Source organism: Rhizobium leguminosarum (assembly GCF_010668065.1).
Classification (GTDB): domain Bacteria; phylum Pseudomonadota; class Alphaproteobacteria; order Rhizobiales; family Rhizobiaceae; genus Rhizobium; species Rhizobium leguminosarum_S.
Map to the genome: position 1 here is coordinate 180,930 of NZ_WUEN01000008.1, position 24,956 is coordinate 205,885.

19 protein-coding genes are annotated in these 24,956 nt (G+C 62.1%); 5 read left to right on the forward strand and 14 right to left on the reverse strand.

The genetic code is table 11. The features are described from left to right. Window positions 1-6 precede the first annotated feature (6 nt). A complete protein-coding gene (locus GR198_RS22090) occupies window positions 7-1,056 on the reverse strand; it encodes a bile acid:sodium symporter family protein (RefSeq protein WP_032983918.1) in 1,050 nt (349 codons plus the stop codon). 45 nt (window positions 1,057-1,101) lie between these two features. Between GR198_RS22090 and GR198_RS22095 the strand changes: the two genes are divergently transcribed. Next, window positions 1,102-1,956, forward strand: a complete 855-nt coding sequence (locus tag GR198_RS22095) for a LysR substrate-binding domain-containing protein (RefSeq protein WP_024322337.1) — start codon at window positions 1,102-1,104, stop codon at window positions 1,954-1,956. Window positions 1,957-2,007: 51 nt separating this feature from the next. Here GR198_RS22095 and GR198_RS22100 read toward each other — a convergent pair whose 3' ends face one another. Continuing rightward, on the reverse strand, window positions 2,008-3,060 hold the full coding sequence (locus GR198_RS22100; protein ID WP_011653496.1) for a threonine aldolase family protein: 1,053 nt from the start codon (window positions 3,058-3,060) through the stop codon (window positions 2,008-2,010). 541 nt (window positions 3,061-3,601) lie between these two features. On the opposite strand from GR198_RS22100, the gene gltB reads away from it, so the two are divergent. Next, window positions 3,602-8,326: a glutamate synthase large subunit gene (gene gltB, locus GR198_RS22105; RefSeq protein WP_029871899.1), complete on the forward strand. Its 4,725-nt coding sequence runs from the start codon at window positions 3,602-3,604 to the stop codon at window positions 8,324-8,326. 226 nt (window positions 8,327-8,552) lie between these two features. After that, entirely contained in the window at window positions 8,553-10,007 is a 1,455-nt protein-coding gene (locus tag GR198_RS22110) for a glutamate synthase subunit beta (protein WP_164069590.1), read from the forward strand. A 209-nt stretch (window positions 10,008-10,216) separates the two neighbouring features. Here the strand turns inward: GR198_RS22110 and GR198_RS22115 are convergent, their stop codons facing one another. Together GR198_RS22115 and GR198_RS22120 are read right to left on the reverse strand one after the other, a co-directional pair. Next, window positions 10,217-11,458, reverse strand: coding sequence for an SGNH/GDSL hydrolase family protein (locus tag GR198_RS22115; RefSeq protein WP_029871901.1), 1,242 nt, complete (start codon window positions 11,456-11,458; stop codon window positions 10,217-10,219). Window positions 11,459-11,629: 171 nt separating this feature from the next. Continuing rightward, window positions 11,630-12,853, reverse strand: coding sequence for a lytic murein transglycosylase (locus tag GR198_RS22120; protein WP_029871902.1), 1,224 nt, complete (start codon window positions 12,851-12,853; stop codon window positions 11,630-11,632). 204 nt (window positions 12,854-13,057) lie between these two features. Between GR198_RS22120 and galU the strand changes: the two genes are divergently transcribed. After that, entirely contained in the window at window positions 13,058-13,945 is an 888-nt protein-coding gene (gene galU / locus GR198_RS22125; protein ID WP_003542870.1) for a UTP--glucose-1-phosphate uridylyltransferase GalU, read from the forward strand. A 69-nt stretch (window positions 13,946-14,014) separates the two neighbouring features. Here the strand turns inward: galU and GR198_RS22130 are convergent, their stop codons facing one another. Further along, window positions 14,015-15,556 carry an outer membrane beta-barrel protein gene (locus GR198_RS22130; protein WP_029871903.1) on the reverse strand — a complete coding sequence of 514 codons (1,542 nt, stop codon included), beginning with the start codon at window positions 15,554-15,556 and terminating at the stop codon, window positions 14,015-14,017. A 175-nt stretch (window positions 15,557-15,731) separates the two neighbouring features. Here GR198_RS22130 and GR198_RS22135 point away from each other — a divergent pair, with 175 nt between their 5' ends. Next, window positions 15,732-16,727, forward strand: a complete 996-nt coding sequence (locus GR198_RS22135) for a KpsF/GutQ family sugar-phosphate isomerase (RefSeq protein ID WP_029871904.1) — start codon at window positions 15,732-15,734, stop codon at window positions 16,725-16,727. Window positions 16,728-16,756: 29 nt separating this feature from the next. Here the strand turns inward: GR198_RS22135 and GR198_RS22140 are convergent, their stop codons facing one another. The 9 genes from GR198_RS22140 to GR198_RS22180 all read right to left on the reverse strand — a co-directional run bounded on the left by GR198_RS22140 (window position 16,757) and on the right by GR198_RS22180 (window position 24,956). Beyond that, window positions 16,757-17,212 carry an NfeD family protein gene (locus tag GR198_RS22140; RefSeq protein WP_003542867.1) on the reverse strand — a complete coding sequence of 152 codons (456 nt, stop codon included), beginning with the start codon at window positions 17,210-17,212 and terminating at the stop codon, window positions 16,757-16,759. Between the two features lie 3 nt (window positions 17,213-17,215). Beyond that, window positions 17,216-18,256, reverse strand: coding sequence for an SPFH domain-containing protein (locus tag GR198_RS22145; protein WP_003542866.1), 1,041 nt, complete (start codon window positions 18,254-18,256; stop codon window positions 17,216-17,218). A 181-nt stretch (window positions 18,257-18,437) separates the two neighbouring features. Then, a complete protein-coding gene (hemH, locus tag GR198_RS22150; protein ID WP_029871905.1) occupies window positions 18,438-19,472 on the reverse strand; it encodes a ferrochelatase in 1,035 nt (344 codons plus the stop codon). A 124-nt stretch (window positions 19,473-19,596) separates the two neighbouring features. Next, a complete protein-coding gene (locus GR198_RS22155) occupies window positions 19,597-21,579 on the reverse strand; it encodes a bifunctional metallophosphatase/5'-nucleotidase (protein WP_164054190.1) in 1,983 nt (660 codons plus the stop codon). Window positions 21,580-21,752: 173 nt separating this feature from the next. Beyond that, a complete protein-coding gene (locus GR198_RS22160) occupies window positions 21,753-22,073 on the reverse strand; it encodes a hypothetical protein (RefSeq protein WP_029871907.1) in 321 nt (106 codons plus the stop codon). Window positions 22,074-22,100: 27 nt separating this feature from the next. Next, on the reverse strand, window positions 22,101-22,469 hold the full coding sequence (omp10, locus tag GR198_RS22165; RefSeq protein WP_012758937.1) for an outer membrane lipoprotein Omp10: 369 nt from the start codon (window positions 22,467-22,469) through the stop codon (window positions 22,101-22,103). A 171-nt stretch (window positions 22,470-22,640) separates the two neighbouring features. Then, window positions 22,641-24,092, reverse strand: a complete 1,452-nt coding sequence (locus tag GR198_RS22170; RefSeq protein WP_029871908.1) for a homospermidine synthase — start codon at window positions 24,090-24,092, stop codon at window positions 22,641-22,643. A gap of 196 nt (window positions 24,093-24,288) precedes the next feature. After that, window positions 24,289-24,654, reverse strand: a complete 366-nt coding sequence (locus GR198_RS22175; RefSeq protein ID WP_029871909.1) for a nuclear transport factor 2 family protein — start codon at window positions 24,652-24,654, stop codon at window positions 24,289-24,291. A gap of 17 nt (window positions 24,655-24,671) precedes the next feature. Further along, complete coding sequence (locus GR198_RS22180; protein WP_029871910.1) at window positions 24,672-24,956, reverse strand: YciI family protein; 285 nt, start codon at window positions 24,954-24,956, stop codon at window positions 24,672-24,674.

The window sequence follows — 24,956 nt, forward strand, 5'->3', positions numbered from 1 at the left end:
ATTTGTTCAGGCCGGGCTGCCGGCCTCTTTCATCTCTTTTTCCGTTGCGCGGCGGGCTGCGGCGGCGGCGTATTTCTGGGCAATAACGGCGCAGACCATCAGCTGGATCTGGTGGAACAGCATCAGCGGAAGCACGATCGCGCCGATCGACTGGCCGGCGAAGATGACGTTCGCCATCGGCACGCCGCTTGCGAGGCTCTTCTTCGAGCCGCAGAAAGTGATGGTGATCTCGTCGGCCTTGTTGAAGCCCAGCCAGCGGCTGCCGAACATCGTCAGCACCAGGACAATCGCCAGCAGAACCATGTCGGCGACGATGACGACGGCGATATCGGCGATCGAGAAGGTGTGCCACAGGCCCTCGACCACCGCCGTGCTGAAGGCAAGATAGACGACCATCAGGATCGAGCCGCGGTCGACAGGCATCAGGATCTTCTTCTTGGCGCGGATCCAGTCGCCGATCCAGGGCTGCAGGATCTGGCCGACAATAAAGGGGGCAAGCAGCTGCAGCAGGATCTGCTCCAACGCGTCGAAGGAGAAGCCGCCATGGCCGCCGACGGAAAACAGCAGGCCGACGAGCAGCGGCGTCAGGAACATGCCGAAGATGTTGGATGCCGAGGCCGAGCAGATGGCGGCCGGTACGTTGCCGCCCGCCATCGAGGTAAAGGCGATCGACGACTGCACCGTCGACGGCAGCACGCAGAGGAAGAGGATGCCGAGATAAAGCGGCTGCGGCAGGATGGTGTCGGGAATCAGCCCGAGCGCCATGCCGAGCAGCGGGAAGATGCCGAAGGTCGTCAGCAGGATGACGATATGCAGGCGCCAGTGCAGCAGGCCGGATATGACCACGTCGCGCGACAGGCGGGCGCCATGCAGGAAAAACAGCAGCGCGATGGCGAGATCGGTGGCGATGCCGAAATAATCCGCAAATGTGCCGCTTGCCGGCAGCAACGAGGCAAGGATGACGGTGCAGACGAGCAGGATGGTGAATGTATCGGGCAGAAAGCGGCGCATGGCGGTCTCGCGGCTTGATAAAACAGTCATTGTTCTGTCGTGCATTATGATCCAGGATGCAAGGAATAACAGTTATCGAGAATCTGGATCATGCTGGACCTTTCGCAATTGCGCAGTTTCGTCGCCGTCGAACAGATGGGCAGTTTTACGCTCGCCGCAGAAAGGTTGGGCCTCGGGCAGTCGACAGTCAGCCAGCACATCCAGCGGCTGGAGACGGCACTCGGGCGCAGGCTGCTGGCGCGCGATACGCATAAGGTGATGTTGACCGGCGATGGCGAGGCGCTGCTGTCGCATGCGCGCGCCATGCTTTCGATCGAGGGACAGGTACAGTCGCTGTTTAAGAACAACAGCCTGCGCGGCAGTCTGCGGCTCGGCGTGTCGGAGGATTTCGTCACCAGCCAGCTGCCGGCGGTGCTCGAGGATTTCGTTCGTTCGCACCCTTCGGTCGACCTGGAGCTGACGGTTGCGCTGTCCGGCGTGCTTTACGAGATGCAGGACAATGGCGAGATCGATCTGGTGCTCGCCAAGCGCCGGCTCGGCGATGCGCGCGGAAAGCTCGTCTATCGCGAGCCGCTCGTCTGGCTGGCGCGCGATCCCGAGCGTGTGCTTGCCTCCGGCCCTTTGCCGCTGATCGCCTTTCCGCCGCCGAGCGTCACACGGGTGATCGCGCTCGAAGCACTCGGACGAAACGGGGTGCCGTGGCGGATCGTCTGCACCTGCGGCAGCCTGAGCGGGCTGACGGCGGCGGCGCGGGCCGGGATGGGCGTGCTGGTGCAGCCGCGCAGCATGGCGCCGTCCGGCCTGAAGGAGATCGCTGCGGGAAAACTTCCGGTGCTGGAGGACGTGGAATTCGTGCTGGTGCCGCGTAAGGGCGCTGACCAAGCTCTGGTTTCAGCACTGTCGGAGGATATTCTGCAAAAGGTGAGGGGACTGAGGTCGGCGTGATTCCTTGCCCGTCACCGAAAGGCCTGCCAACCTGGCGGGCCTTTCGGGGGATCAGGCGGCCAGGCATTTCAGAAAACCATCCACGTCCGCTTCGGTGGTCGCGAAACTGGTGACGAGGCGGATCAGGGTTTCGCTTTCGGAAACAAGTTCGGGCGTTGCCGCCGGGACCGGCCATGCGTAAAATTTCGCGCCCTTTTCCTCCGCAGTTTTTGCGGCACTTTTGCTGACGACGGCAAAGACTTCGTTGGATGCGGTCGGCCAGGCGAGGCGGGCGGAGTTGCTTGTGCCGATGCCGGAGCGCAGCCGGTCGGCCATGCCGTTCGAATGGCGGGCGAGATCGAGCCAGAGGCCGTCTTCGAAATAGGCATCGAACTGAGCGGCGATGAAACGCGACTTGGAGAAGAGCTGTGCGGCGCGCTTGCGGATGAAGGGCATTTCCCGGGCTTGATCCGGATTGAAGAAGACGATCGCTTCGGCACACCAGCAGCCGTTCTTGGTGCCGCCGAAGGACAGCATGTCGACGCCGCGCTTCCAGGTCATTTCGGCCGGGGTGGCGCCGAGTGCGACCAGGGCGTTGGCGAAGCGGGCGCCGTCCATGTGGAGCGGCAGATTGCGCTTCCTTGATATGGCGGCGATCTCGCCGATCTCCGGCAGGGAATAGACGGTGCCGATCTCCGTCGCCTGGGTGATGGTCACCGCGCTGGCGCGGCCGTGATGGACGGCGTCCTCGGGAAAGCTTGCGATCTTCGCCGAAAGCTTTGCCGGATCGATCTTGCCGGCTTCGCCGTCAACGGCAACGAGGCGGGCGGAGCCGGAGAAAAATTCCGGCGCGCCGCATTCATCCTCGATCACATGGGCCTCCGAATGGCAGAAGGTGATGCCACCGGGGCGCTGGACGCTTGCCAGCGACAGCGAGTTGGCGGCCGTGCCGGTAGCGACGAAGAAGATCGAAACCTCGCGCTCGAAGATCTCGGAAAAACGGGCCTCGACCTTCCTGTCGAGATCGCCGGCGCCATAGGCGGCGGCAAAGCCGGCCGATTCCGTCAGCAGACGTTCGGCAATGGATTTGTGGGCGCCGGCCCAGTTATCGGAAGCAAAGAACATGTGGGGAAACCGTGAGAAAGGAAGGGGTTGGCAAAGTCCGCAGCGGACATTACGCCAAAGCTTCACAGGATCAAGGTTGTCGCCCGCGACACATCACGGAAATTGAACTACGCAATCAATAAACAAAATAATGCGTCTCGGCGTAATTTTATTTCGTCATCGCCGCTACCCGGGCAATCTTCCGTCGCAAATTGACGTTTTTTAACGGAGCGCTCTTGCAGAGCCGAATGCTTTCTGGCATAGAACTGATGAATTAGGACAGTGTTGCTGTCCTATTTTGGCCTTTATGACCGAAGAGGCGCCGAAAGCCCTGGAACAGACCGGCTTTCACGCTATAGTTCTTCCGAGTGTCAAGCCTCAAGGGGCGGCGCGCGGAGGCGAATGGCAGGCGCGGAACGCGACGGTTTGCTTTCCTTCAAAAGCAGATGTCTGCGGCCGATCTTCACAATGCAACAGCGCTGTCATGCGCCGAACCTATCTTCGGGTTGCGGCGCGGGACGAAAAGCCGCCCGCGGCCCCGCGGGCTTCGACAGGAGGAAAGATGATGACGAAGACGCCATCCATGGAAGTTGACCGGTTTGCTGCTGCTAATCTGCGCGCGACGGCCAATATCTCCAAATCCGCCTCCGGCCTGCCGAAGAAACAGGGCCTCTACGATCCGCGCAACGAACATGATGCCTGCGGCGTCGGCTTCGTCGCGCATATGAAGGGCCAGAAGTCGCACCAGATCGTCAAGGATGGCCTGTTCATCCTCGAGAACCTGACGCATCGCGGCGCCGTCGGCGCCGATCCGCTGATGGGTGACGGCGCTGGCATCCTGATGCAGATCCCCGACCGTTTCTTCCGCGAGGAGATGGCCGAGCAGGGCATCACCCTGCCGCCGGTTGGCGAATATGGCGTCGGCCATATCTTCATGCCGCGCGATGAAAAGCAGATCGAGCACTTCAAGAAGGTGATCAAGGACGTCATCACCGAGGAAGGTCAGGTCTTCATCGGCTTCCGCGATGTGCCCGTCGACAATTCCTCGCTGTCCAAGGCGCCGGCCATTGCCGCAACCGAGCCGCATCATGTGCAGGTCTTCATCGGCGCCGGCGAGGATGCCGAAAGCAACGACGAGTTCGAGCGTCGGCTGTTCACGCTGCGCAAGGTAATCTCCAACCGCATCTATGACGAGTTCGACGGCGAGGAGAGCAATTTCTATCCGGTATCGCTGTCGTCGGCGACGGTGGTCTACAAGGGCATGTTCCTGGCCTATCAGGTCGGCGTCTATTACAAGGACCTGTCGGATCCGCGTTTCGAAAGCGCGGTCGCCCTGGTGCACCAGCGCTTCTCGACCAACACCTTCCCGTCGTGGAAGCTCGCGCATCCCTATCGCATGGTCGCCCATAACGGCGAGATCAACACGCTGCGCGGCAATGTCAACTGGATGGCGGCGCGCCAGGCGTCGGTCTCCTCACCGCTGTTCGGCGAGGACATCTCCAAGCTCTGGCCGATCTCCTACGAGGGGCAGTCGGACACGGCCTGTTTTGACAACGCGCTCGAATTCCTGGTGCGCGGCGGTTATTCGATGGCGCATGCTGTGATGATGCTGATCCCGGAAGCCTGGGCCGGCAACCAGTCGATGGCGGCCGAACGCAAGGCCTTCTACGAATATCATGCGGCACTGATGGAGCCCTGGGACGGGCCGGCTGCCGTCGCCTTCACCGACGGCAAGCAGATCGGCGCGACGCTCGACCGCAACGGCCTGCGGCCGGCGCGCTACCTCGTCACCGATGACGACCGCGTCATCATGGCGTCCGAAGCCGGCGTGCTGCCGGTTCCGGAGGAGAAGATCATCCAGAAGTGGCGCCTGCAGCCGGGCAAGATGCTGCTGATCGATATGGAAGAAGGCCGCATCATCTCCGACGACGAGGTGAAGTCGCAGCTGGCGACGGCCCATCCCTATCGCAGCTGGCTCAACCGCACCCAGCTCATCCTCGAAGACCTGAAGCCGGTGGAACCGCGGGCGCTGCGCCGCGACGTGTCGCTGCTCGACCGCCAGCAGGCTTTCGGCTACACGCTCGAGGATACACGCATCCTGATGTCGCCGATGGCGACGACCGGCCAGGAAGCGATCGGCTCGATGGGCACGGATACGCCGATCTCGGCGATGTCGGAAAAGCCGAAGCTGCTCTACACCTATTTCAAGCAGAACTTCGCGCAGGTGACCAACCCGCCGATCGACCCGATCCGCGAGGAACTGGTCATGAGCCTGGTTTCCTTCATCGGGCCGCGGCCGAACATTCTCGATCATGAGGGGGCGGCGAACGCCAAGCGGCTCGAGGTGCGTCAGCCGATCCTGACCAATGGCGATCTCGAGAAGATCCGCTCGATCGGTCACACGGAAGACCGTTTCGACACCAAGACGCTCGATTTCACCTATGATATCGAGCGCGGCGCCGAAGGCATGCCCGAAATGCTCGACCGGCTCTGCGAGCGCGCGGAAGCGGCCGTCAAGGGCGGCTACAACATCATCGTGCTCTCCGACCGCCAGATCGGGCCGGACCGCATCGCCATTCCCGCGTTGCTCGCCACAGCTGCCGTGCATCACTATCTGATCCGCAAGGGGCTGCGCACCTCGGTCGGTCTCGTCGTCGAGACCGGAGAGCCGCGCGAAGTCCATCATTTCTGCCTGCTCGCCGGCTACGGCGCCGAGGCGATCAACCCCTATCTCGCCTTCGACACGCTGCTCGACATGCATGCCAAGGGCGAATTCCCGAAGGAAGTGGATGCTTCCGAAATCGTCTACCGCTACATCAAGGCGGTCGGCAAAGGCATCCTCAAGGTCATGTCGAAGATGGGCATCTCGACCTATCAGTCCTATTGCGGCGCGCAGATCTTCGATGCGATCGGCCTGCAGTCGGAGTTCATCGACAAATACTTCTTCGGCACCGCGACGATGATCGAGGGCGTCGGCCTCGAGGCGATTGCCGCAGAGACCGTCGCCCGCCATAATGCGGCCTTCGGCACCGATCCGCTTCTTGCCACGACGCTCGACATCGGCGGCGAATATGCCTACCGCATGCGCGGCGAAAGTCATGCCTGGACGCCGGATGCGGTTGCGGCCCTTCAGCATGCGGTGCGCGGCAATGCCGAGGACCGCTACCGCGAATTCGCCGACATGGTGAACAATTCGGCGCTGCGCATGAACACGATTCGCGGCCTCTTCAAGATGAAGAGCGCCGAGGCGCTCGGCCGCACGCCGGTATCGATCGACGAGGTCGAGCCGGCGGCCGATATCGTCAAGCGGTTCTCGACGGGGGCGATGTCCTTCGGCTCGATTTCCAGGGAGGCGCATACGACGCTGGCGATCGCCATGAACCGGATCGGCGGCAAGTCGAACACCGGCGAGGGCGGCGAAGAATCCGACCGCTATATACCGCTGGCCAATGGTTCGATGAACCCGGAACGTTCGGCGATCAAGCAGATCGCCTCGGGCCGCTTCGGCGTCACCACCGAATATCTCGTCAATGCCGACGTGCTGCAGATCAAGGTGGCGCAGGGCGCCAAGCCTGGCGAAGGCGGCCAGCTGCCGGGTCACAAGGTTGACGCGACGGTTGCCAAGACCCGCCATTCGACGCCGGGTGTCGGCCTGATTTCGCCGCCGCCGCACCACGACATCTATTCGATCGAAGATCTGGCGCAGCTGATCTACGATCTGAAGAACGTCAACCCGACTGCCGATGTTTCGGTCAAGCTGGTCTCGGAAGTCGGCGTCGGCACGGTTGCTGCTGGCGTCGCCAAGGCGCGCGCCGACCATATCACGGTCGCCGGCTTCGACGGCGGCACGGGCGCGTCGCCGCTGACCTCGCTCAAACATGCCGGCAGCCCCTGGGAAATCGGCCTTGCCGAGACCCAGCAGACGCTGGTGCTGAACGGCTTGCGTTCGCGCGTCGCCCTGCAGGTGGACGGCGGCCTGAAGACCGGCCGCGACGTCATCATCGGGGCGCTGCTTGGAGCCGACGAGTTCGGCTTTGCCACCGCGCCGCTGATTGCCGCCGGCTGCATCATGATGCGCAAGTGCCATCTCAACACCTGTCCGGTGGGCGTGGCGACCCAGGATCCGGTGCTGCGCAAGCGCTTCAAGGGCGCGCCGGAGCACGTCATCAACTACTTCTTCTTCGTCGCCAACGAAGTGCGCGAAATCCTCGCCTCGCTGGGCTTCACCCGGCTTGACCAGATCATCGGCGCCTCGGAGCTGCTGGAGAAGGACGAGATGCTGAACCACTGGAAGGCGAAGGGCCTCGACTTCAGCCGCATCTTCCACAAGGTCGACGCTCCCAAGGAAGAGACCTTCTGGACGAGCCGGCAGAAGCACCCGATCGACGATATTCTCGACCGCGTGCTGATCGAGCAGGCGCAACCGGCACTGACGGCCAAGACGCCCGTCGCCTTCGAGGTCGGCATCAAGAACGTCGACCGTTCGGCCGGAGCGATGCTTTCCGGCGAGGTCGCCAAGCGCTTCCGCCATCGCGGGCTGAAGGAAGACACGATCAATGTGACGCTTCGCGGCACGGCGGGGCAGAGCTTCGGCGCCTTCCTGGCGCGCGGCGTCACCTTCAACCTGATCGGCGACGGTAACGACTATGTCGGCAAGGGCCTTTCGGGCGGCAAGATCATCATCCGGCCGCCGGAGAATTCGAGGATCGTGGCCGAGGACTCGATCATCGTCGGCAACACCGTGCTTTACGGTGCGACCGAGGGCGAATGCTACTTCCGCGGTGTGGCGGGCGAACGTTTCGCCGTGCGCAATTCGGGCGCGATCGCCATCGTTGAGGGTGTCGGCGACCACGGCTGCGAATACATGACCGGCGGCGTCGTCGTCGTGCTCGGCGCCACGGGCCGCAACTTTGCGGCCGGCATGTCCGGCGGTGTCGCCTACGTGCTCGATGAAACCGGTGATTTCGCCAGCCGCTGCAACATGGCGATGGTCGAGCTCGAGCCGGTGCCCGAGGAGGACGACATGCTGGAGAAGCTGCATCATCACGGCGGTGATCTCATGCACAAGGGACGCGTCGACGTCTCCGGCGACATGACGCGCCATGACGAGGAGCGTCTCTACCAGCTGATCTCCAACCATCTGCATTATACGGGCTCGGCCCGCGCCACTGAGATCCTGGACAACTGGGCCGATTACCGCCCGAAATTCCGCAAGGTCATGCCGGTCGAATACAGGCGTGCGCTCGAGGAAATGGAGCGCAGCCGGATGGGTATCGCCGCGGAATGAATTGCACCGGACATCCGTCACCTGCTGACTGCAGGTGACGGGTGACGAAAATATCTCGATGACCCGTGACGATCACACCGACGGCGAAAGCTGTTCAGATCGTACGGATGTCTTTCAGGGGATATGGTCCAATGACGGTCAAGACAAGCAACTTGCCCCGGGTACCGGGACTGACGATAGACAGATTGGCTGCGGTGAGGCGGTCATGAGGGTAAGGGACGAAGATATGGGTAAGGTAACAGGGTTTCTGGAAATCGACCGGCAGGTGGCGAAGTACCAGCCGGCGTCGGATCGTATCCGTCATTTCCGCGAGTTCACGATCCCGATGTCGGACCCGGAAGTGCAGAAACAGGCCGCGCGCTGCATGGACTGTGGCATCCCCTATTGCCACGGCCCGACCGGCTGCCCTGTTCACAACCAGATTCCCGATTGGAACGACCTCGTCTACAACAACAACTGGGAAGCGGCGATACAGAACCTGCATTCGACCAACAACTTCCCTGAGTTCACCGGTCGCGTCTGCCCGGCGCCCTGCGAGGAAGCCTGCACGTTGAACCTCGAGGATGCGCCGGTCGCCATCAAGACGGTCGAGCAGGCGATCGCCGACAAGGCCTATGAGCTCGGCTTCATCCGTCCGCAGCCGGCCACGGTCCATACCGGCAAGAAGGTCGCCGTCATCGGCTCCGGCCCCGCCGGCATGGCGGCCGCCCAGCAGCTCGGCCGCGCCGGTCACGAGGTGCATCTCTATGAGCGCGAGACCAAGCCGGGCGGACTGCTGCGTTACGGCATTCCCGATTTCAAGATGGAGAAGAACTTCATCGACCGCCGCGTCGAGCAGATGAAGTGCGAGGGCGTCACCTTCCATTGCGGCGTCAATATCGGCGTCGACGTCAAGGTCGAGCAATTGCTCATCGATCACGACGCCGTGCTTTACTGTGGCGGCTCCGAGACGCCGCGCGAGGCGGGCATTCCGGGCACCGAACTTGCGGGCGTGCATGATGCGATGCCCTATCTGGTGCAGCAAAACCGCCGCGTCGGTCGCGAGAACATCGACAGCGTCGGCTGGCCGTCGGATCCGATCCTTGCCGGCGCCAAACATATCGTCGTCGTCGGCGGCGGCGATACGGCTTCGGACTGTGTTGGCACCGCGTTCCGCCAAGGCGCCGTCAGGGTCACCCAGCTCGACATCCGGCCGCAGCCGCCGGAGAAGGAAGACAAGCTTGCCGTCTGGCCGTTCTGGGCAACGAAGATGCGCACCTCTTCCTCGCAGGCCGAGGGCGCCGTGCGTGAATTCCAGGTGGCAACTCTTGAATTCGTCGGCGAAGACGGTGTGCTCACCGGCGTCAAGTGCTGCGAGGTCGACGAGCGCCGGCGGCCGGTTCCAGGCACGGAATTCGTCATCCGGGCCGATCTCGCCTTCATCGCCATCGGTTTCCGTGGCCCGTTTACCGGCAGCGTGCTGAAGGAGCTCGACGGCAAGCTGACGCTCAACACCGATAAGCGCGGCTCGACCAACGTCGTCGCCAACGACCGCGACTACAAGACTTCGGTCGACAAGTTCTGGACGGCGGGCGACGTGCGCCGCGGTCAATCGCTGGTGGTCTGGGCGATTCGTGAAGGCCGCCAGGCGGCGCGTGCCATCGACGAGGAATTGATGGGCTCGACCGTCCTGCCGAACTGAGCGTCAGCCGCACAGACCTCCCGAAGACACGAACTCCGCCGCTCCGGCGGAGTTTTTTCATGGTGCGCCGTGTCCGACAGGACGTGGCGCCGTGTTGCGATCGCTTGACGCGGAGGCCGTGCGCCGCAAGCCTTAGGCAATGCCGGGAAGCGAGATTTTCCGCCAGGCGCGAGTTCAGAAGGAGCCGGCAGCCACCTCGCAGGGCATTTTCACTTGACCGAGACTTCGGCCGGCGCCTTAACCGCCGGCAGGCGGTAATCGTCAACGCGGCCGGGAGGTGCGGGCGTCATTTCGCCCTGCTCGACAAGCAGGTCACGCGGCGACCGCGTCAAAGTCATAGGCGGCGGCCTGGCGCCGAGAAGCTCGGCGCCGCCGTCCAGATTGGGATCGGAGAGGCTGATCGGCACGGTATGTTCGACCGGATTGGCGGGAAGGCCGAGGCCGGGCAGATTGCTGGAGTCGAGGCGGACCAGATCGGGGCTCGCCTGGGTGCCGAGAAGACGCCGGGCCGGTTTTTCCACATAGAAGGCGAGCTTGCGCCGGCCGGCCTGGGTAAGGTTGATGCCATCGGAGGTGCGCAGGCGCACCTGCTGGCCGTTCACATCCGAACCGGTGACGATGAAGTTGCCGTTTTCATCGACGAAACCATCCCAGATGTCGACGAATTCGCCGCCGATGCTTTCGACCTGGTTGCGGTAGAGCTGGTTCATCTGGACGGCATCGGCCGTCATCGAATCGGATTCGAAGGCGGGAAGACCGACCCAGAGCAGCGGGATCTTGCGGTCGGTGACCTCCTTGCCGAAGGAAAGCACGCGGCGGCGGTATTCGGTGAACCAGGCATCGGTGCGGAATTTTTCCTTGGCGGTGTCGGTGACCATCTGCTGGCGGTCGTTGGCGCCGATCATGACGACGACCATTGCCGGCTTCAGCTCGTCGATCATCTTCAGCAGTTGTTCCGGCCAGTCGTAATAATCGTCGCGGACAAGACCCGATGAGACGTTGCCGCGGGCTTCGACGACGACACCCGGTGAGGTCTCGAAGGCGGCGGTGAGGCCGTCGCCGAGGCCGCTGGCCAGGAAATCGCCGACGATCAGGATCTTTCGGGCGTCGCCGAGCTTCTGTACGACCGGCTCCTCCTCCTGTACGGGAGCGCGGACCGGCGGTGCAGTGCGGGTATTGACGATGGCTTTCTGCGCTGGCGGGCGTTTGCGCTGCTGGCGTCTCGGCTGCTGGACGTCAGGAGCTTGCGGGCCGTCGTCGAGATAGCGTCGGCCAAGGAAGAAATCGAAGATCGACCGGCGCTGATAGCGCTGCTCCTGGGCTTCGGCGACATGCACCGGCGCGAGAGCGCCAAGGCATAGCGAAGCCGCCGCCAAGGCGAGCACGAGCCAGCGGATTTTACGGGTCCGATCAGTTTTCTTCGTCATAGGCAGTTCCGCATCTGCCGGCATCTTGCACGCAGGGTAGGCCAGCGTCCACTCCCGCTATTATCTAGGTCACGGTTCTGCCTGTTGTAGAGCATCATGAAAAGTGTGTGGGGTTTTCGGGCGGTATCATGCCCTACTTCCTTGATTCAAATGCGGATTGAGATTTCCGGCCGGTCCGGCCGGGATCATCCCGATCTAGCGACGCAGTGCGTTCAGAAGCGGCAAGGAGGGCTCACCGTCGGGTTGCATGCCGATGCGCGACTGCACGGCTGATATCGCCGCCTTCGAACCCGAGCCGAAATTGCCGTCGACCTCACCACTGTAATAGCCGAGCGTCTTGAGACGCGTCTGCAGCTCGAATTTCTCGGTGATGTCGAGTGCGCCGTTCGGGCGCGGCCAACGCTGCTGCATGCCGCCGTAGCCGGCGATCTGGTCGGCCAGCAGACCGACGGCAAGCGCGTAGCTATCCGAGGCATTGTAGTTCTTGATGGTGAAGAAGTTGGCGGTCATCAGGAAGCCCGGGCCGCCGGCTCCGGCCGGCATCTTCAACACGGCTTTGGTAGCGCTCTCGCGGAAGGCCTTGCCGTTCGGGCGCGTCAGGCCGAGTGCCGCCCATTGCGCCAATGTATGGGTCTTGCCGGCCTGCTTGGCGGCCGCTGTGGGAACGACGACCTCGTAGCCCCAGGTCTTGCCGGTATCCCAGCCGTTCTTCATCAGGAGGTTGGCCGAGGTCGCCAGCGCGTCGGGGATCGAGTTCCAGATATCGCGATGGCCGTTGCCGTCGGCATCGATGGCATAAAGCAGGTAACTTGTCGGAATGAACTGGGTGTGGCCCATGGCGCCGGCCCAGGAGCCGGTCATCTCGCGTGCCGGCACATCGCCGTTCTGCAGGATCTTCAGCGCGGCGACCAGCTGTTTCTTGGCGAATTTGGCGCGGCTCGGATCGGCATAGGCAAGCGTTGCCAGGGCGCGCGGCACGTAATGCAGTCGGTCGTCCTTGTCGAGGACCGCGCCGTAATTCGATTCCATCGACCAGATAGCCAGCAGTATGGTCTTGTCGACGCCGAAGCGCTGCTCGATCGCAGCGAGCGTTCTTGCGTGCTTGGCGGCCATCTCGCGGCCGATCTTGACCGTATAGGGGTTGACGCGGGAATCGACATAGTCCCAGATCTTCGAGGTGAATTCCGGCTGGTAGGCCGCCTTTTCGAGCACGGTCGGATCGGGCTCGCTCACCCCGGAAAAGGCCTTTTGATAGGTTGCCTTACTGATGCCACTCTGAGCGGCAGTCTGGTAAAAATCCGCGATCCATTTCTGGAAGCGGGAATCAGCTTGCGCGTTGTCGGGAACCAGTGCCACCTGGACGGCGACAACGAGGGCGAGAGCAAGACCACGAAGGGAGTTTTTGTGATTCTGGGTCATCGACAGTCGTATCCGTCATCTTTAGTTTCTGGTGCAGCGGGGCATCACGTCCGCCCAGACCCGAGACTACAGGAACGGAGTCAACAAATTCTTTACCATGGCGGCCCGCTGCGGTCACCATTTGCAAAACAGTAGCAATTCTATACTAGTTAAAGCTAAAAAGCTCTATTTCCAAAGCGATATGATCGAAGCAGGAGGCCGGGTGTGGCTCAACACAACAAAGTTCGTAAAGCAGTATTTCCGGTTGCCGGATTGGGAACGCGATTCCTGCCGGCGACAAAGGCTGTTCCGAAGGAAATGTTGACCGTCGTCGACAAGCCAATCATTCAATATGTCGTCGACGAGGCGATCGAGGCGGGGATCGAACATCTGGTCTTCGTCACCGGACGCAACAAGCACGTCATCGAAGATTATTTCGACATTCATTTCGAGCTGGAGCAGACGCTACGCGAGCGCGCCAAGAAGGCGGAAATTACCCTTCTCGCCCAGCAATTGCCGAAGGCCGGCACGGTGAGCTTCACCCGCCAGCAGGAGCCGCTCGGCCTCGGCCACGCCGTGTGGTGTGCCCGTGAAATCGTCGGCGACGAGCCCTTCGCACTGTTGCTGCCCGATATGATCATGAAGGGTGACAAGGGCTGCATGAAGGGCATGATCGACCTCTATGCCCAGAGCGGCGGCAATATCATCGCCGTCGAGGAATGTGCGCCGGATCAGGCGCATAAATACGGCATCGTCGGCGTCGGCGAGGCGATCGGCGACGGTTTCCGCATCACCGGCATGGTGGAAAAGCCTGCCAAGGGAACGGCGCCTTCCAACTTCTTCATCAACGGCCGCTACATCCTGCAGCCGGAGATCTTCAAGATCCTCGAAACCCAGGAGCGCGGCGCCGGCAACGAGATCCAGCTCACCGACGGCATGCTGAAGCTGCTGAAGGAACAGGATTTCGCCGGTTACCACTTCCGCGGCGCGACCTACGACTGCGGCGCCAAGGACGGCTTCATCCTGGCGAACGTCGCCTTCGCCCTCGAACGCGCCGATATCCGCCCCTCCGTCGAAGGCGGCTTCAGGGAACTGCTTGCCGGCTTGAAATAAGTTGCAGATTCAATGTGATAGAGCGCCGCGTGTCCTAACGGATACGCGGCGCTCTATTTTTCGACATTCTTAGCGTTTCAGCTTGAGACCGACGCCGGCTCGCCATTGCTGCGAATCGCTGCCTTCCTTGCGCGTCGTCAGCTCGTAGCCGAGCGTGCTGGTCAGATCGAGATAGCGGTTGATGTTCCAGGTCAGGCCGGTTGCGGCGGTATAGACGAGCTCGTCGTTGATGGTGCTGTCCGTGGGATAATCGCGCCATATGACCCCGCCGATCATCGTCCCGACCAGGTTGTCGCGCAGCTGGTGGGTGACTGTCGTCGTCAGCGCGTGCGAGACGTAGCCGCTTTCGCCTGCCGTGGTCGAGGGCTGGATGCTCGTCTGCAGGTCGAGATTGACATCGGTGCCGCGGATCGGCGACCAGAGCAGGCTCGCATCGAGCGTCGCGGTATCGATCGAGGACAGCCTGTCGTCTTCGAAATCCGCCATCTCGTAGCCGACGCCGACTTCACCCTTCAGCTTTTCGCCGAGATCGACCTCGACGCCTGCCTTGGCGCCATAGCTATGGCCGGAACGCTCGTAACCGGCAGAGTCGCGTGTTTCATCATAGACCGAACGGCCGATCGTCGCCTCGATGAAGGGGATGAGCGCGGGAGATAGCTCGTAGCCGACGCGGCCGCGCAGCGTGCCCGTCGTCTGGTTACGGTCGCTGAGGGCGACGGTGGTGCCGTTGGCAAGCTTCGCATCCGAATAGATCGAGCGGGTCAGAGCCAGTGCCGTCGTGCCGCGCAGGATGCCGAAATCGCGTTGGACGGAGGCACCGGCCGAAAATTCCTGCACGTCCGATTGCTGTGCGGCGTCGGCGATGGCGTCAGGATCGTCCGTATCCTCACGGTAGAAGTTATAGCCAGCGGTGAGGTGCGCGGTCGTATCGTCGGGAAGATCCAGCCTGAGATCGCCGTTGACTTTAAAGGAAGGCTGCTCCTCGCCCTCGCCGCTGATATTCCTCTGCCAGGCGCCTTCCGAGGTGACGGTCAGTTGGTGCCGGCCCCAGTCGGAAGTCAGTGTCGCTGCCGCATCCGTTTCGAGAAAAGCGCGCCGCTGCCTGGTATTGCCGTCCTTGGTGGTCTCGGTGTTGATGCTCTGGGTGACGCTCGGGCGGAGCACGAAAGTGCCGATCGGAATTCCCGGCGTTTCCTCCGTCGAGGCGTTCTCGGCAGCCCTGCGGCGTGGCAGTGTCTCGTCGAGCGGCGCTTCTCGGGTGTTCAGCCGGCGTATGTCCTCGTCGAGGATGGAGCCGGTGACGTCGTCGCCGGCCTGTGCATCCGGTATGGCGGGCCGCTGCTCGGCATCGTCCGCGTTCGCAGTCGCGCCGTTTACCGCAGGAGTGGCGGTATCGCCGGTCTCGTCATCGAAGCCGGCGTCGGATGCGGCATTGTTGGTGGCGCTGTTATCCTGAGAGGCGGCGGAGCGGCCGGTTGCCGCCTGCGACGAGGCGGACTGCGCGAAGGCTGCCGTCTGGCTGAGAAGCAGGGTACCCAGCACGGCAAAAGAGACGGCACGGCTCATGGCGCGGAGCGGCGTCACACTGCTCGTCTGTTTTGGCTGGCCCATGCAATTCGCGCCTGACATGCTTTCGGTTCTTACCCAAAGGTAAAGCCTTGTGGTTAACCATTCGTTGCCGGCGGCGGGCGCTGTTCACAATTCGGAAAGAGTGCGGGTCGGAAAGACTGCCGGTCGGAAAGACTGCGGGGTGGACTTGGAAAGTGAAAAGGTCTAACGCAATTTCATGAACAGAAGAGCGATCAATCTCGTTGAAAACAGCGTGCTCGAGTCGGCAAAACGCACGATAGAGACCGAAAGACGCGGTCTTGAAGCGCTCGAACAGGCTTTTGACAATGGATTGGCCGGCCCTTTCACACGCGCCGTCGAAGTCATCGGCGACATCTCCGGACGTATGATTGTCACCGGCGTCGGCAAGAGCGGGCATATCGGCGCCAAGCTCGCGGCGACATTCGCTTCGACCGGAACACCCGCCTTTTTCGTGCATGCGGCGGAAGCCAATCACGGCGATCTCGGCATGATCGAGCGCGATGACGTCGTGCTGGCGATTTCCAAAGGCGGCGAGAGCGCCGAGCTCAAAAGTATCATTTCCTTCACGCGGCGCTTCTCCATTCCGCTGATCGCGATCACCTGCAGCGAAGGCTCCTCGCTCGCCGCCGCCGCCGATATCGTCCTTCTGATGCCGAATGAACAGGAGGCCTGCCCCAATGGGCTGGCGCCGACGACCTCGACGCTGATGCAGCTTGCCATCGGCGACGCGCTGGCGGTGGCGCTCCTGGAGGCGCGCGGCTTTACCGCCACGGATTTCCACGTCTTCCATCCGGGCGGCAAGCTGGGCGCGAGCCTGATGCATGTCGCCGATATCATGCATACCGGCGAGCGGCTGCCGCTCGTTGCCAAGGGCACACCGATGCCGGAGGCGATCACGGTGCTGTCGCGCAAGCATTTCGGCTGCGTCGGCGTGCTTGATGAGGATGGGCGGCTCTGCGGCATCGTCACCGAAGGCGACATGGCGCGCAACCTGACGCGCAACCTCGCTGAACTTGCCGTCGACGACATCATGACTAAGACGCCGAAGACGGTGAGGTCGACGGTGCTGGCGACCGCGGCCCTGGCGCTGCTCAACCAGCATCACATCGGCGCGCTGATCGTCATCGATGACGACCGTCGGCCTGTCGGGCTGGTGCATTTCCACGACCTGCTGCGGATCGGCGTCGCCTGATCAGGTTCGTTTGATCAGAGTTATTTTGATCAGACGGGCTCGACCGTCAGGTCGCGGCCATTGCTCGACACCACCTTCACCTGTGTTCCGACGGGCAAGTCCGGTCCCATCACCTGCCATAGCGTATCGTCGAGGCGGATGCGCCCGCGGCCCTCGCGGATCGGTTCGTGCAGCGTCGCCGTGCGGCCGACGAGGCTGGCGCCGCGCTGATTGAGAAAGGGCTCGTCGGTCGTCGCATTGCGCAGCGTCAGCCGGCGGCCGGCGAAGGTCGTGGCAACGGCGAGAAGCGCAAAAAGGATCGCCTGCAACTCCCAGACCCAGAAGGCGCTGTCCCAGAAGAGCAGCGACAGCGCGCCGACGATCAAGGCGGCAAGGCCGATCCAGACCAGGAAGAAGCCGGGAACGATCATTTCCGCGGCGAGCAGCACGAGGCCCGCGACCCACCAGCTCCACGGACCGAGTTCGGCGACGATCTTCGCCAGCATGGCTTAGCGCTCCTGCTCGGGATTGAAAGGATTGGGGGTCGACGGATTGATCGGCGGCGTCGAGCGCGCCGGAGCGGGACGCGGACGCGGGGGTACCGGCAGCGGCGTTGACGGGCTGCTGCCAGCATCGCCGAAGACCTCGCGGGCAATGGCGCCGATACCACCGAGCGAGCTCAGGATGGAAGAGGCTTCCATCGGCATCATCACGATCTTGGAATTGGGCGCCGAACCGATCGAGGTGAGCGCCTCGGTGTATTTCTGGGCGACGAAGTAGTTGATCGCCTGGATGTCGCCGGCGGCGATCGCTTCAGAGACCATCTTCGTCGCCTTGGCTTCGGCCTCGGCCAGACGTTCGCGGGCTTCGGCGTTGCGGAAGGCGGCCTCGCGCTGGCCTTCGGCCTGCAGGATGGCGGATTGCTTGGCGCCTTCGGCCCTGAGGATCTGCGCATTGCGCGAGCCTTCGGCTTCCAGCACCTGGGCGCGTTTCTCGCGCTCGGCCTTCATCTGGCGGGCCATCGCATCGACGAGGTCGCGCGGCGGCTGAATGTCCTTGATCTCGACGCGGGTGACCTTGATGCCCCAGGGATGCACGGCCTCGTCGACGACGCGCAGCAGCCGGTCGTTGATCGCATCGCGGTTGGAGAGCAGTTCGTCGAGATCCATCGAACCCATGACCGAGCGGATGTTGGTCATGGTGAGATTGAGGATGGCGTTTTCGAGGTTGGAGACCTGATAGGCAGCCTGGGCGGCGTTCAGCACCTGATAGAAGGAAACGGCATCGGCCGAAACCGAGGCATTGTCCTTGGTGATCACCTCCTGGGTCGGCACGTTCAGCACCTGCTCCATCACGTTCAACTTGGCGCCGACGCGCTCGATGAAGGGGGTGATGAGGTTGAGGCCTGGCTCCAGCGTGCGGGTATAACGCCCGAAGCGCTCGATCGTATAGCGGTAGCCCTGCGGCACGGTCTTGATCCCGGCAAAGAGCACCAGGATGACGAAGATGACCAGCACGATCACGACGATGTCGAAGCCGCCGAACAACATGAAAAATTCCTCCTATCGGCGCATGCGCCCATACACTGATGTGGTGGGGTAGCATGTTCTTTGCGAGGAAGAAATGCCACACGGATGCCGCACATCCGTGTGAGATGGAGGTTTCGTCTCGGTTGGGTTATTCGGATCTTCGCCAGCTATCCGTGCGGCGCTGCTTTCTGAAAAAAGTTTCTCAGGCCCAGCCCTGCAATTCGCGGCGGACCACCTTTTCCAGCACCTTCATGCCGTCCTCGCCATCGTTGAGGCAGGGAATATGCGCGAATTTCTCGCCGCCATTCTCGTGAAAGGAATGGGCGGCCTGTTCGGCGATCTCCTCCAGCGTCTCCAGACAGTCGGAGACGAAGCCGGGATTGATGACGGCGATGCGCTTGACGCCATCCTTGGCGAGCTTCTCCACGGTCTTGTCGGTATAGGGCTGCAGCCATTCCTCCGGCCCGAAGCGGGACTGGAAGGTGACCATGAAGTTTTCTTTGGTGAGCCCGAGCCGCTCGCGCAGCAGCCGGCCGGTCTTCTGGCATTGACAGTAATAGGGATCGCCCTGCTTGAAATAGGACATCGGTATGCCGTGGAAGGAGGCGAGCAGCATCTCGGGCTTCCAGTCGAGGGTCGAAAGATGCCTGTCGACGGACGTGGCGAGCGCCTCGATATAGGTCTCGTCGTCATGATAGGCGGGAACGGTGCGCAGCGCCGGCTGCCAGCGCATCGAGAGCAGCTTCTGGAAGGCCTTGTCGTTGACGGTGGCGGTGGTCGCCGCCGCATATTGCGGATAGAGCGGGAAGAGCACGATGCGGTCGCAGCCTTCTTCTTTCAGCGCGTCGATGCGCGATGCGATCGACGGCGTGCCGTAGCGCATCGCCCAATCGACCTTGACGTTATCAAGATCCTTCAGGCGCTCGGCCATCAGTTCCGACTGGTTGCGGGTGTAGGTGCGCAGATAACTTTCGTTCTGCTCCTTGTTCCAGATCAGCTCATAGGCCTTGCCGACCTTCTGCGGGCGGGTGTTGAGCACGATGCCGAACAGGATCGGATACCACTTCCAGGGCGACCATTCGATGACGCGGCGATCGGTCAGGAATTCCCTGAGGTAGCGGCGCATCGAGGTATAATCGGTGCCGTCAGGCGTGCCGAGATTGACCAGCAGCACACCGACCTTACCAAATTTGATGGCCGGATGATCGGCCGGGCGGAGTGAAATATCTGCTGTCATTCTGGCCCCAACGTTCATTTGTCTCTTCGGCTCATACGCAGCCTGGAGATCGTGGTTCACCCTATAGAAACAAAAGCCGGCCCGGGAAACCCAGGACCGGCCAGTGGCATCGAGACAAATCGTCTTACTTGGCGGGGACCTCGATCTCCTTGCCGACCGTCAGGTGACGCGGGTTCGGCTTGCCATTGGCATCCGAAAGCTTCCGCCACAGCGTGCCGTCGCCATAGAAGGTCACGGCGAGATCCCAGAAGGTGTCGCCCGCGGCGATGACGTGCGTGGAAGGCGTCGTCGCGGCAGGTGTGGAGGCTGCCGGTGCGGGTGCTGGTTCCGCAGCGGGTGCTGCTGGCGCCGGTGCTGCGGGTGCAGGAGTCGGTTCTGCAGGTGCCGCCGGCGCGGGAGCCGGTGCTGCTGGGGCCGGGGCAGCGGGAGCCGGCTCGGTGGATGGGGCGGGAGCAGCCGGTGCAGGGTTGGGTTCGGCAGAGGGAGCCGGAGCAGGCGCTGCCTGCGCCAGTTCCGTGACGCGGCCATCCGTGTAGGGCTTGTAAGGCGAATGTGCGGCGACATATTCGGCGGTTACGTCGGCAAGGTCCGGACCGTAATCATAGGCGTTCTGGCCGTCCTTGAAGATCGAATAGCCGTCGCCGCCGGCCCGCATGAAGTTGTTGGTGGCGACCTTGTAGGTCTTGGCTGGGTCGATCGGAGCGAAATTGTCGCCTTCCTTCACCTGGACATCGCCGACGCGGCTGCCGACAGGCTTCGACTGGTCGAAGGAGAACTTCAGGCCGGCGACCTGTGGGAAGCGCCCGGCGCCCTGGTCGATCTGGCTGACGCCGTTTTCGAGCGCTTTGACGACATCTGCGCCGGTCGTCTCAAATGTAGCGAGCGTGTTCTGGAAAGGCAGGACGGTGATGACTTCGCCCTGGGTGACCTCGCCGCCGTCGATTGAAGCACGCAGGCCGCCGCCGTTCTGAACAGCGATGGTGACGCCCTGGTTCTTGGTGCGATCGAGCATGGCGTCGGCCACCAGATTGCCCATCGAGCATTCCTTGACGCGGCAGACCTTGCGGTCGCCGTCGATCGGGCTTTCGGAAGAGCCGATCACCTTCTTGCGCAGTTCCTCGATCGGCTTTGCCAGTTCGGCAATGCGGGTAATGACGGCGGGATCGGGCGTGAAGCTGGAATCGATCAGGATCGGATCGCCCTTGGCATCCTTGACCACGCCGCTATCGTCGAAATTGACGACGAGATCGCCGAGATACTTGCTGTAGGAGGCGGCCTGGACGACCGGCACCTTGTAGCCGCCGGGATTGTCGACCATCGTCGGGTAGGGGCCTTCAGCCTTCGGATCGGTGTTGGAGAGCAGGCTGTGGGAATGGCCGCCGACGACGACATCGACATCCGGGATCTTGGCGATGAGGGCGAGATCACGGGGGTAACCGACATGGGTCAGCGCGATGATCTTGTTGACGCCCTGGCCCTTCAGATCCTGAACGGCCGCTGTAATGGCCTCAACGTCATCGGCGATCGTGACGTTCGGGCCGGGGGAGGAAAGCTCTGGCGTATCGTTGGTGACGGCGCCGACGATGCCGATCTTCTGGCCGCCGACATCGAGCACCAACGACGGCTTGATGCGGTCGCCGAGCTTGGAGGCCGCCGTCGCCTTGACGTTCGCCGTCACGACAGGGAACTGCACCTTGTCGAGGAAGGTCGCAAGCCCGTCCTCGCTGTCGTCGAATTCATGATTGCCGACGGTCATGGCGTCGAACTTCATCAGGTTCAGGAATTCGGCTTCGGCTGCTCCCTTGTAGGTCGTGTAGAAGAGCGAGCCCTGGAAATTGTCGCCGGCATTGAGGAGGAGGACGTTCTTGCCGGATAGCGCCTGACGGCGCTGGTCGATCGCGGTCTTCAGGCGGGCAGCACCACCGAAGCATTCCTTCTTGCCTTCCTCCTCGGCCGAGCAGGTGGAGTCAAACTTGTTGATCGATTCGATGCGCGAATGGAAATCGTTGATATGAAGAATATTGAGTTCGTAATCCGCAAAGGCGGCGCCCGCGCTGAGCGCCAGCATGGACGCGGTCAAAAGACCGAAGCTGAAAGACTTCGTCATCCCTGTTCTCCTGATTGAGGCGAAAGATCCCCCTGATCCTCGCCGATCCCTTTCATTATGCGCCGGGGCGGTTTCCCGGCCTGCGGATGTTCCATCAGACGATGCACGACCGCAAGAGAAAGCTGGGCCAGGCGGGACGCTTTCCAAGGGGGCAGGGCAAAAAAGCCGGGTTCCTATCCCAGGCATTCGCCGTCGGCGGCGTTTCGATAGAGTTCGTGCACGGCCTCTGCGATATTCGGAACCGTGGCGAGCGCGATGATCAGGCAGAGAAGGGAAACGAGGCGATGAAAGCGCCGGCCGGCCCGATAGGCAAGGAGCGCGCCTGCACCATAGATCAGCACAGTAGGCACGGCGAAGATCAGCACCTGCCCCGGCCCGTCGCAATCGGGAGCGGCGATGCCCTGGGCACGATATTCGTTGGCCGGCGAAACGACCGCAAGTGCCGCAAGCGGCATTGCGAGCATCAGAATGAGATAACCGGCGAAGGCTCGCATCGTATGCTTAGCCTATCGTCTCATCTTTCAGCCGCGGCGGGAAAGCGTGAACTGTGCGCCGGAATCGGAGGTGCAATTGAGCTGGCTCGGGTTGACGAGGGCACAATTGACCTTGGATTGCGTCTTGCGCACCAGCGAGGTCATGTTGATCTCCACCAGGGTCGGTGAGGTATTGATATAGGTGCCCGAGGCAAGAAGCTGGTTGCTGTCGGTCGTGCGGGTAGTGAAACTACCGCCCTGGAAGGTGGAAACGATGCCGTTCGGATCGCTCCAGTTGCCTTCGACGCCGGTGGCGGCGGGCGCGGTTGCAACCGGCAAGCGACGCGGCTCTGATGAAACGCAGGCGGCAAGAGCGGCCGCTGCACCGACAAGAACGAGACCAGTTCTGATTTTCATAAGGCTTCTCCCGGCGAATCGGCGCGGCGGACAGCCGCCAAGTTCGGGCAAAACATGGCGCGCGCCCGGCATGAAGGCAAGCCTTGGAAGGGCGGCAGGCGGCATTTAGACAGCCGGCGTTACAAAAATGCCCGCCTTGCGGCGGGCATTGTCAAAGCCATGCAGGCAATCTCAGCGAACGAGAATGTTCCTGAACTGCCAGGGATCCTTGGTGTCGATATCCTCGGGGAAAAGGCCCGGACGGCCGTCGAGCGGGGTCCAGTCGGTGTAGTGGCCCTCGACCGGGCCGAGATAGGGCTTCTGCACTTCGAGGCAGCGCTTGTAGTCGATCTCGTCGGCTTCGACGATGCCGGCATTCGGGTTTTCCAGCGCCCAGACCATGCCGGCGAGGACGGCGGAGGTCACCTGCAGGCCGGTGGCGTTCTGGTAGGGCGCGATGCGGCGGGTTTCTTCCAGCGACAGCCGCGAGCCATACCAGTAGGCGTTCTTCTCGTGGCCGTAGAGCAGGACGCCGAGTTCGTCGATGCCGTCCTCCAATTCGTCCTCGTCGAGAACGTGATGGACGGGCTGCGGCGTACCGCCATTGCCGAACATCTCATGCAGCGATAGCACGGCGTCGTTGGCCGGATGGTAAGCATAGTGGCAGGTCGGGCGGAAGGTCACTTCGCCGTCCTTGTCGCGGACCGTGAAAAAGTCGGCGATCGAGATCGACTCGTTGTGGGTGACGAGGAAGCCATATTGCGGGCCGGGCGTCGGGCACCAGGTGCGCACGCGGGTGTTGGCGCCCGGCTGCTCCAGGTAGATCGCCGCCTTGTTGCCCTTCTTGTGCTTCTTGGCGTTCTTCGGCATCCATTCTTCATGCGTGCCCCAGCCGAGTTCGGCCGGCTGCAGGCCTTCAGAGATGAAGCCTTCGACAGACCAGGTGTTCCAGAAGACGTTGAGCGGCTTCGGATGCTTGGTGCGCTGGGTGTCGCGCTCGGCGATGTGAATGCCCTTGACGCCGACCTTCTTCATGAGCTTTGCCCAGCCTTCGCGATCGTGCTGGTCCGGCTCCTCGAACTTGAGGCCGATGTCGTTGGCGAGGTTGACGAGCGCCTGCTTGACGAACCAGGAGACCATGCCGGGATTGGCGCCGCAGGTGGAGACGGCGGTGGCGCCGCCCGGGTTCTTCGCCTTTTCCTTGCGCATGGTTTCGCGCAGCGCATAGTTGGTGCGGTCGGCATTGCTCATGCCCTTATCGAAATAGAAGCCGAGCCAGGGCTCGACAACCGTGTCGATATAGGGAACGTCGAGTTTGCGGCAGAGCTTGATGATGTCGAGCGAGGAGGTATCGACCGAGAGGTTGACGCAGAAACCCTGACCTTCGCCTTCCGTCAGCAGCGGCTTCAGCAGTTCCTTGTAGTTGTCCTTGGTGACATGTTCCTTGATATGGCGAACGCCGTGCTTCTTCAGGATCTCCATGTCGGAGGGCTCTTCACGAGGGTCGATGACGACCATCCGGCTCTTGTCGAATTTGAAATGGCGCTCGATCAGGGGCAGAGTGCCGCGGCCGATGGAGCCAAAGCCGATCATTACGATCGGACCGGTAATTTCGGCATATACCGGATAATTCTGTTCCGTCATTCTTTTCTCCTGTGGAAGGCGACGAAGGCGTTCAGCCTGAAGAATTGTTTTGAAATTGCCGCAGAGAGTGCGAGGTGACCGGCTCTAACCATAAAACGACGTCACAATAAAGAGCGTTGACGGGGAAAGACCAAATATCGAGTGGCGACAGAGGCCGGCGAAACCGTCCTGGGGATCGGCAGCTCGATGGATTGGCTTAACCGATGACAGTGCCCTGGTGGAAGAGCATGCGCCAGTGCCCGTCCTCTTCCAGCCGCCAGATGGAACTGCGCAGCGTCCGCCTTTCGCTTCCGTCGGTGTCTGTGTAAATGGCGCGGTAGGTGACGAGCGCGATGTGCTCCGCAAGGCTTTGGGTTTCGAAATGCTCGCCGCGGGACGTTCCCGTCCGTTGTTCGGCCAAAAGACTGGGCACAATGACGTCGAAGGTATAGAGCCGTCCGGAACTGCCGATTTCACGGAAATCGCGCGAGAGCAGCGTAGTCAGCATCTCCCGCGAGGCGCGAACGGACGGGTCGAAGAGTTTTTCTTCGAGCTCTTTCAGATGGGCTGCGAGATCATCCATGATTTGCTCCTGCAAATTCAGCCCTTCAGGATTTCCAGTCCTTCGACCGCCGTCGTTACCGCAAGTTCGGTGATGTTATATTCGGCGACGCCGTGGATGGTGAAGGGATCGGCGGCGACATAGGCCTCGATTGCGGTGCGATCGCCGATTGCTAGGATGACGCCGCCGGTGCGCGGCACCTTGCGGCCGGAAGCGAGGAACCAGCCCTTGGCATAACCCTCCTTCACCCAGGCCATGTGCGGTTCCATGTGCCTGTCGGCTTCATCGTTGGATTTCACATAGGTGAGCGAGAGAATGAACAT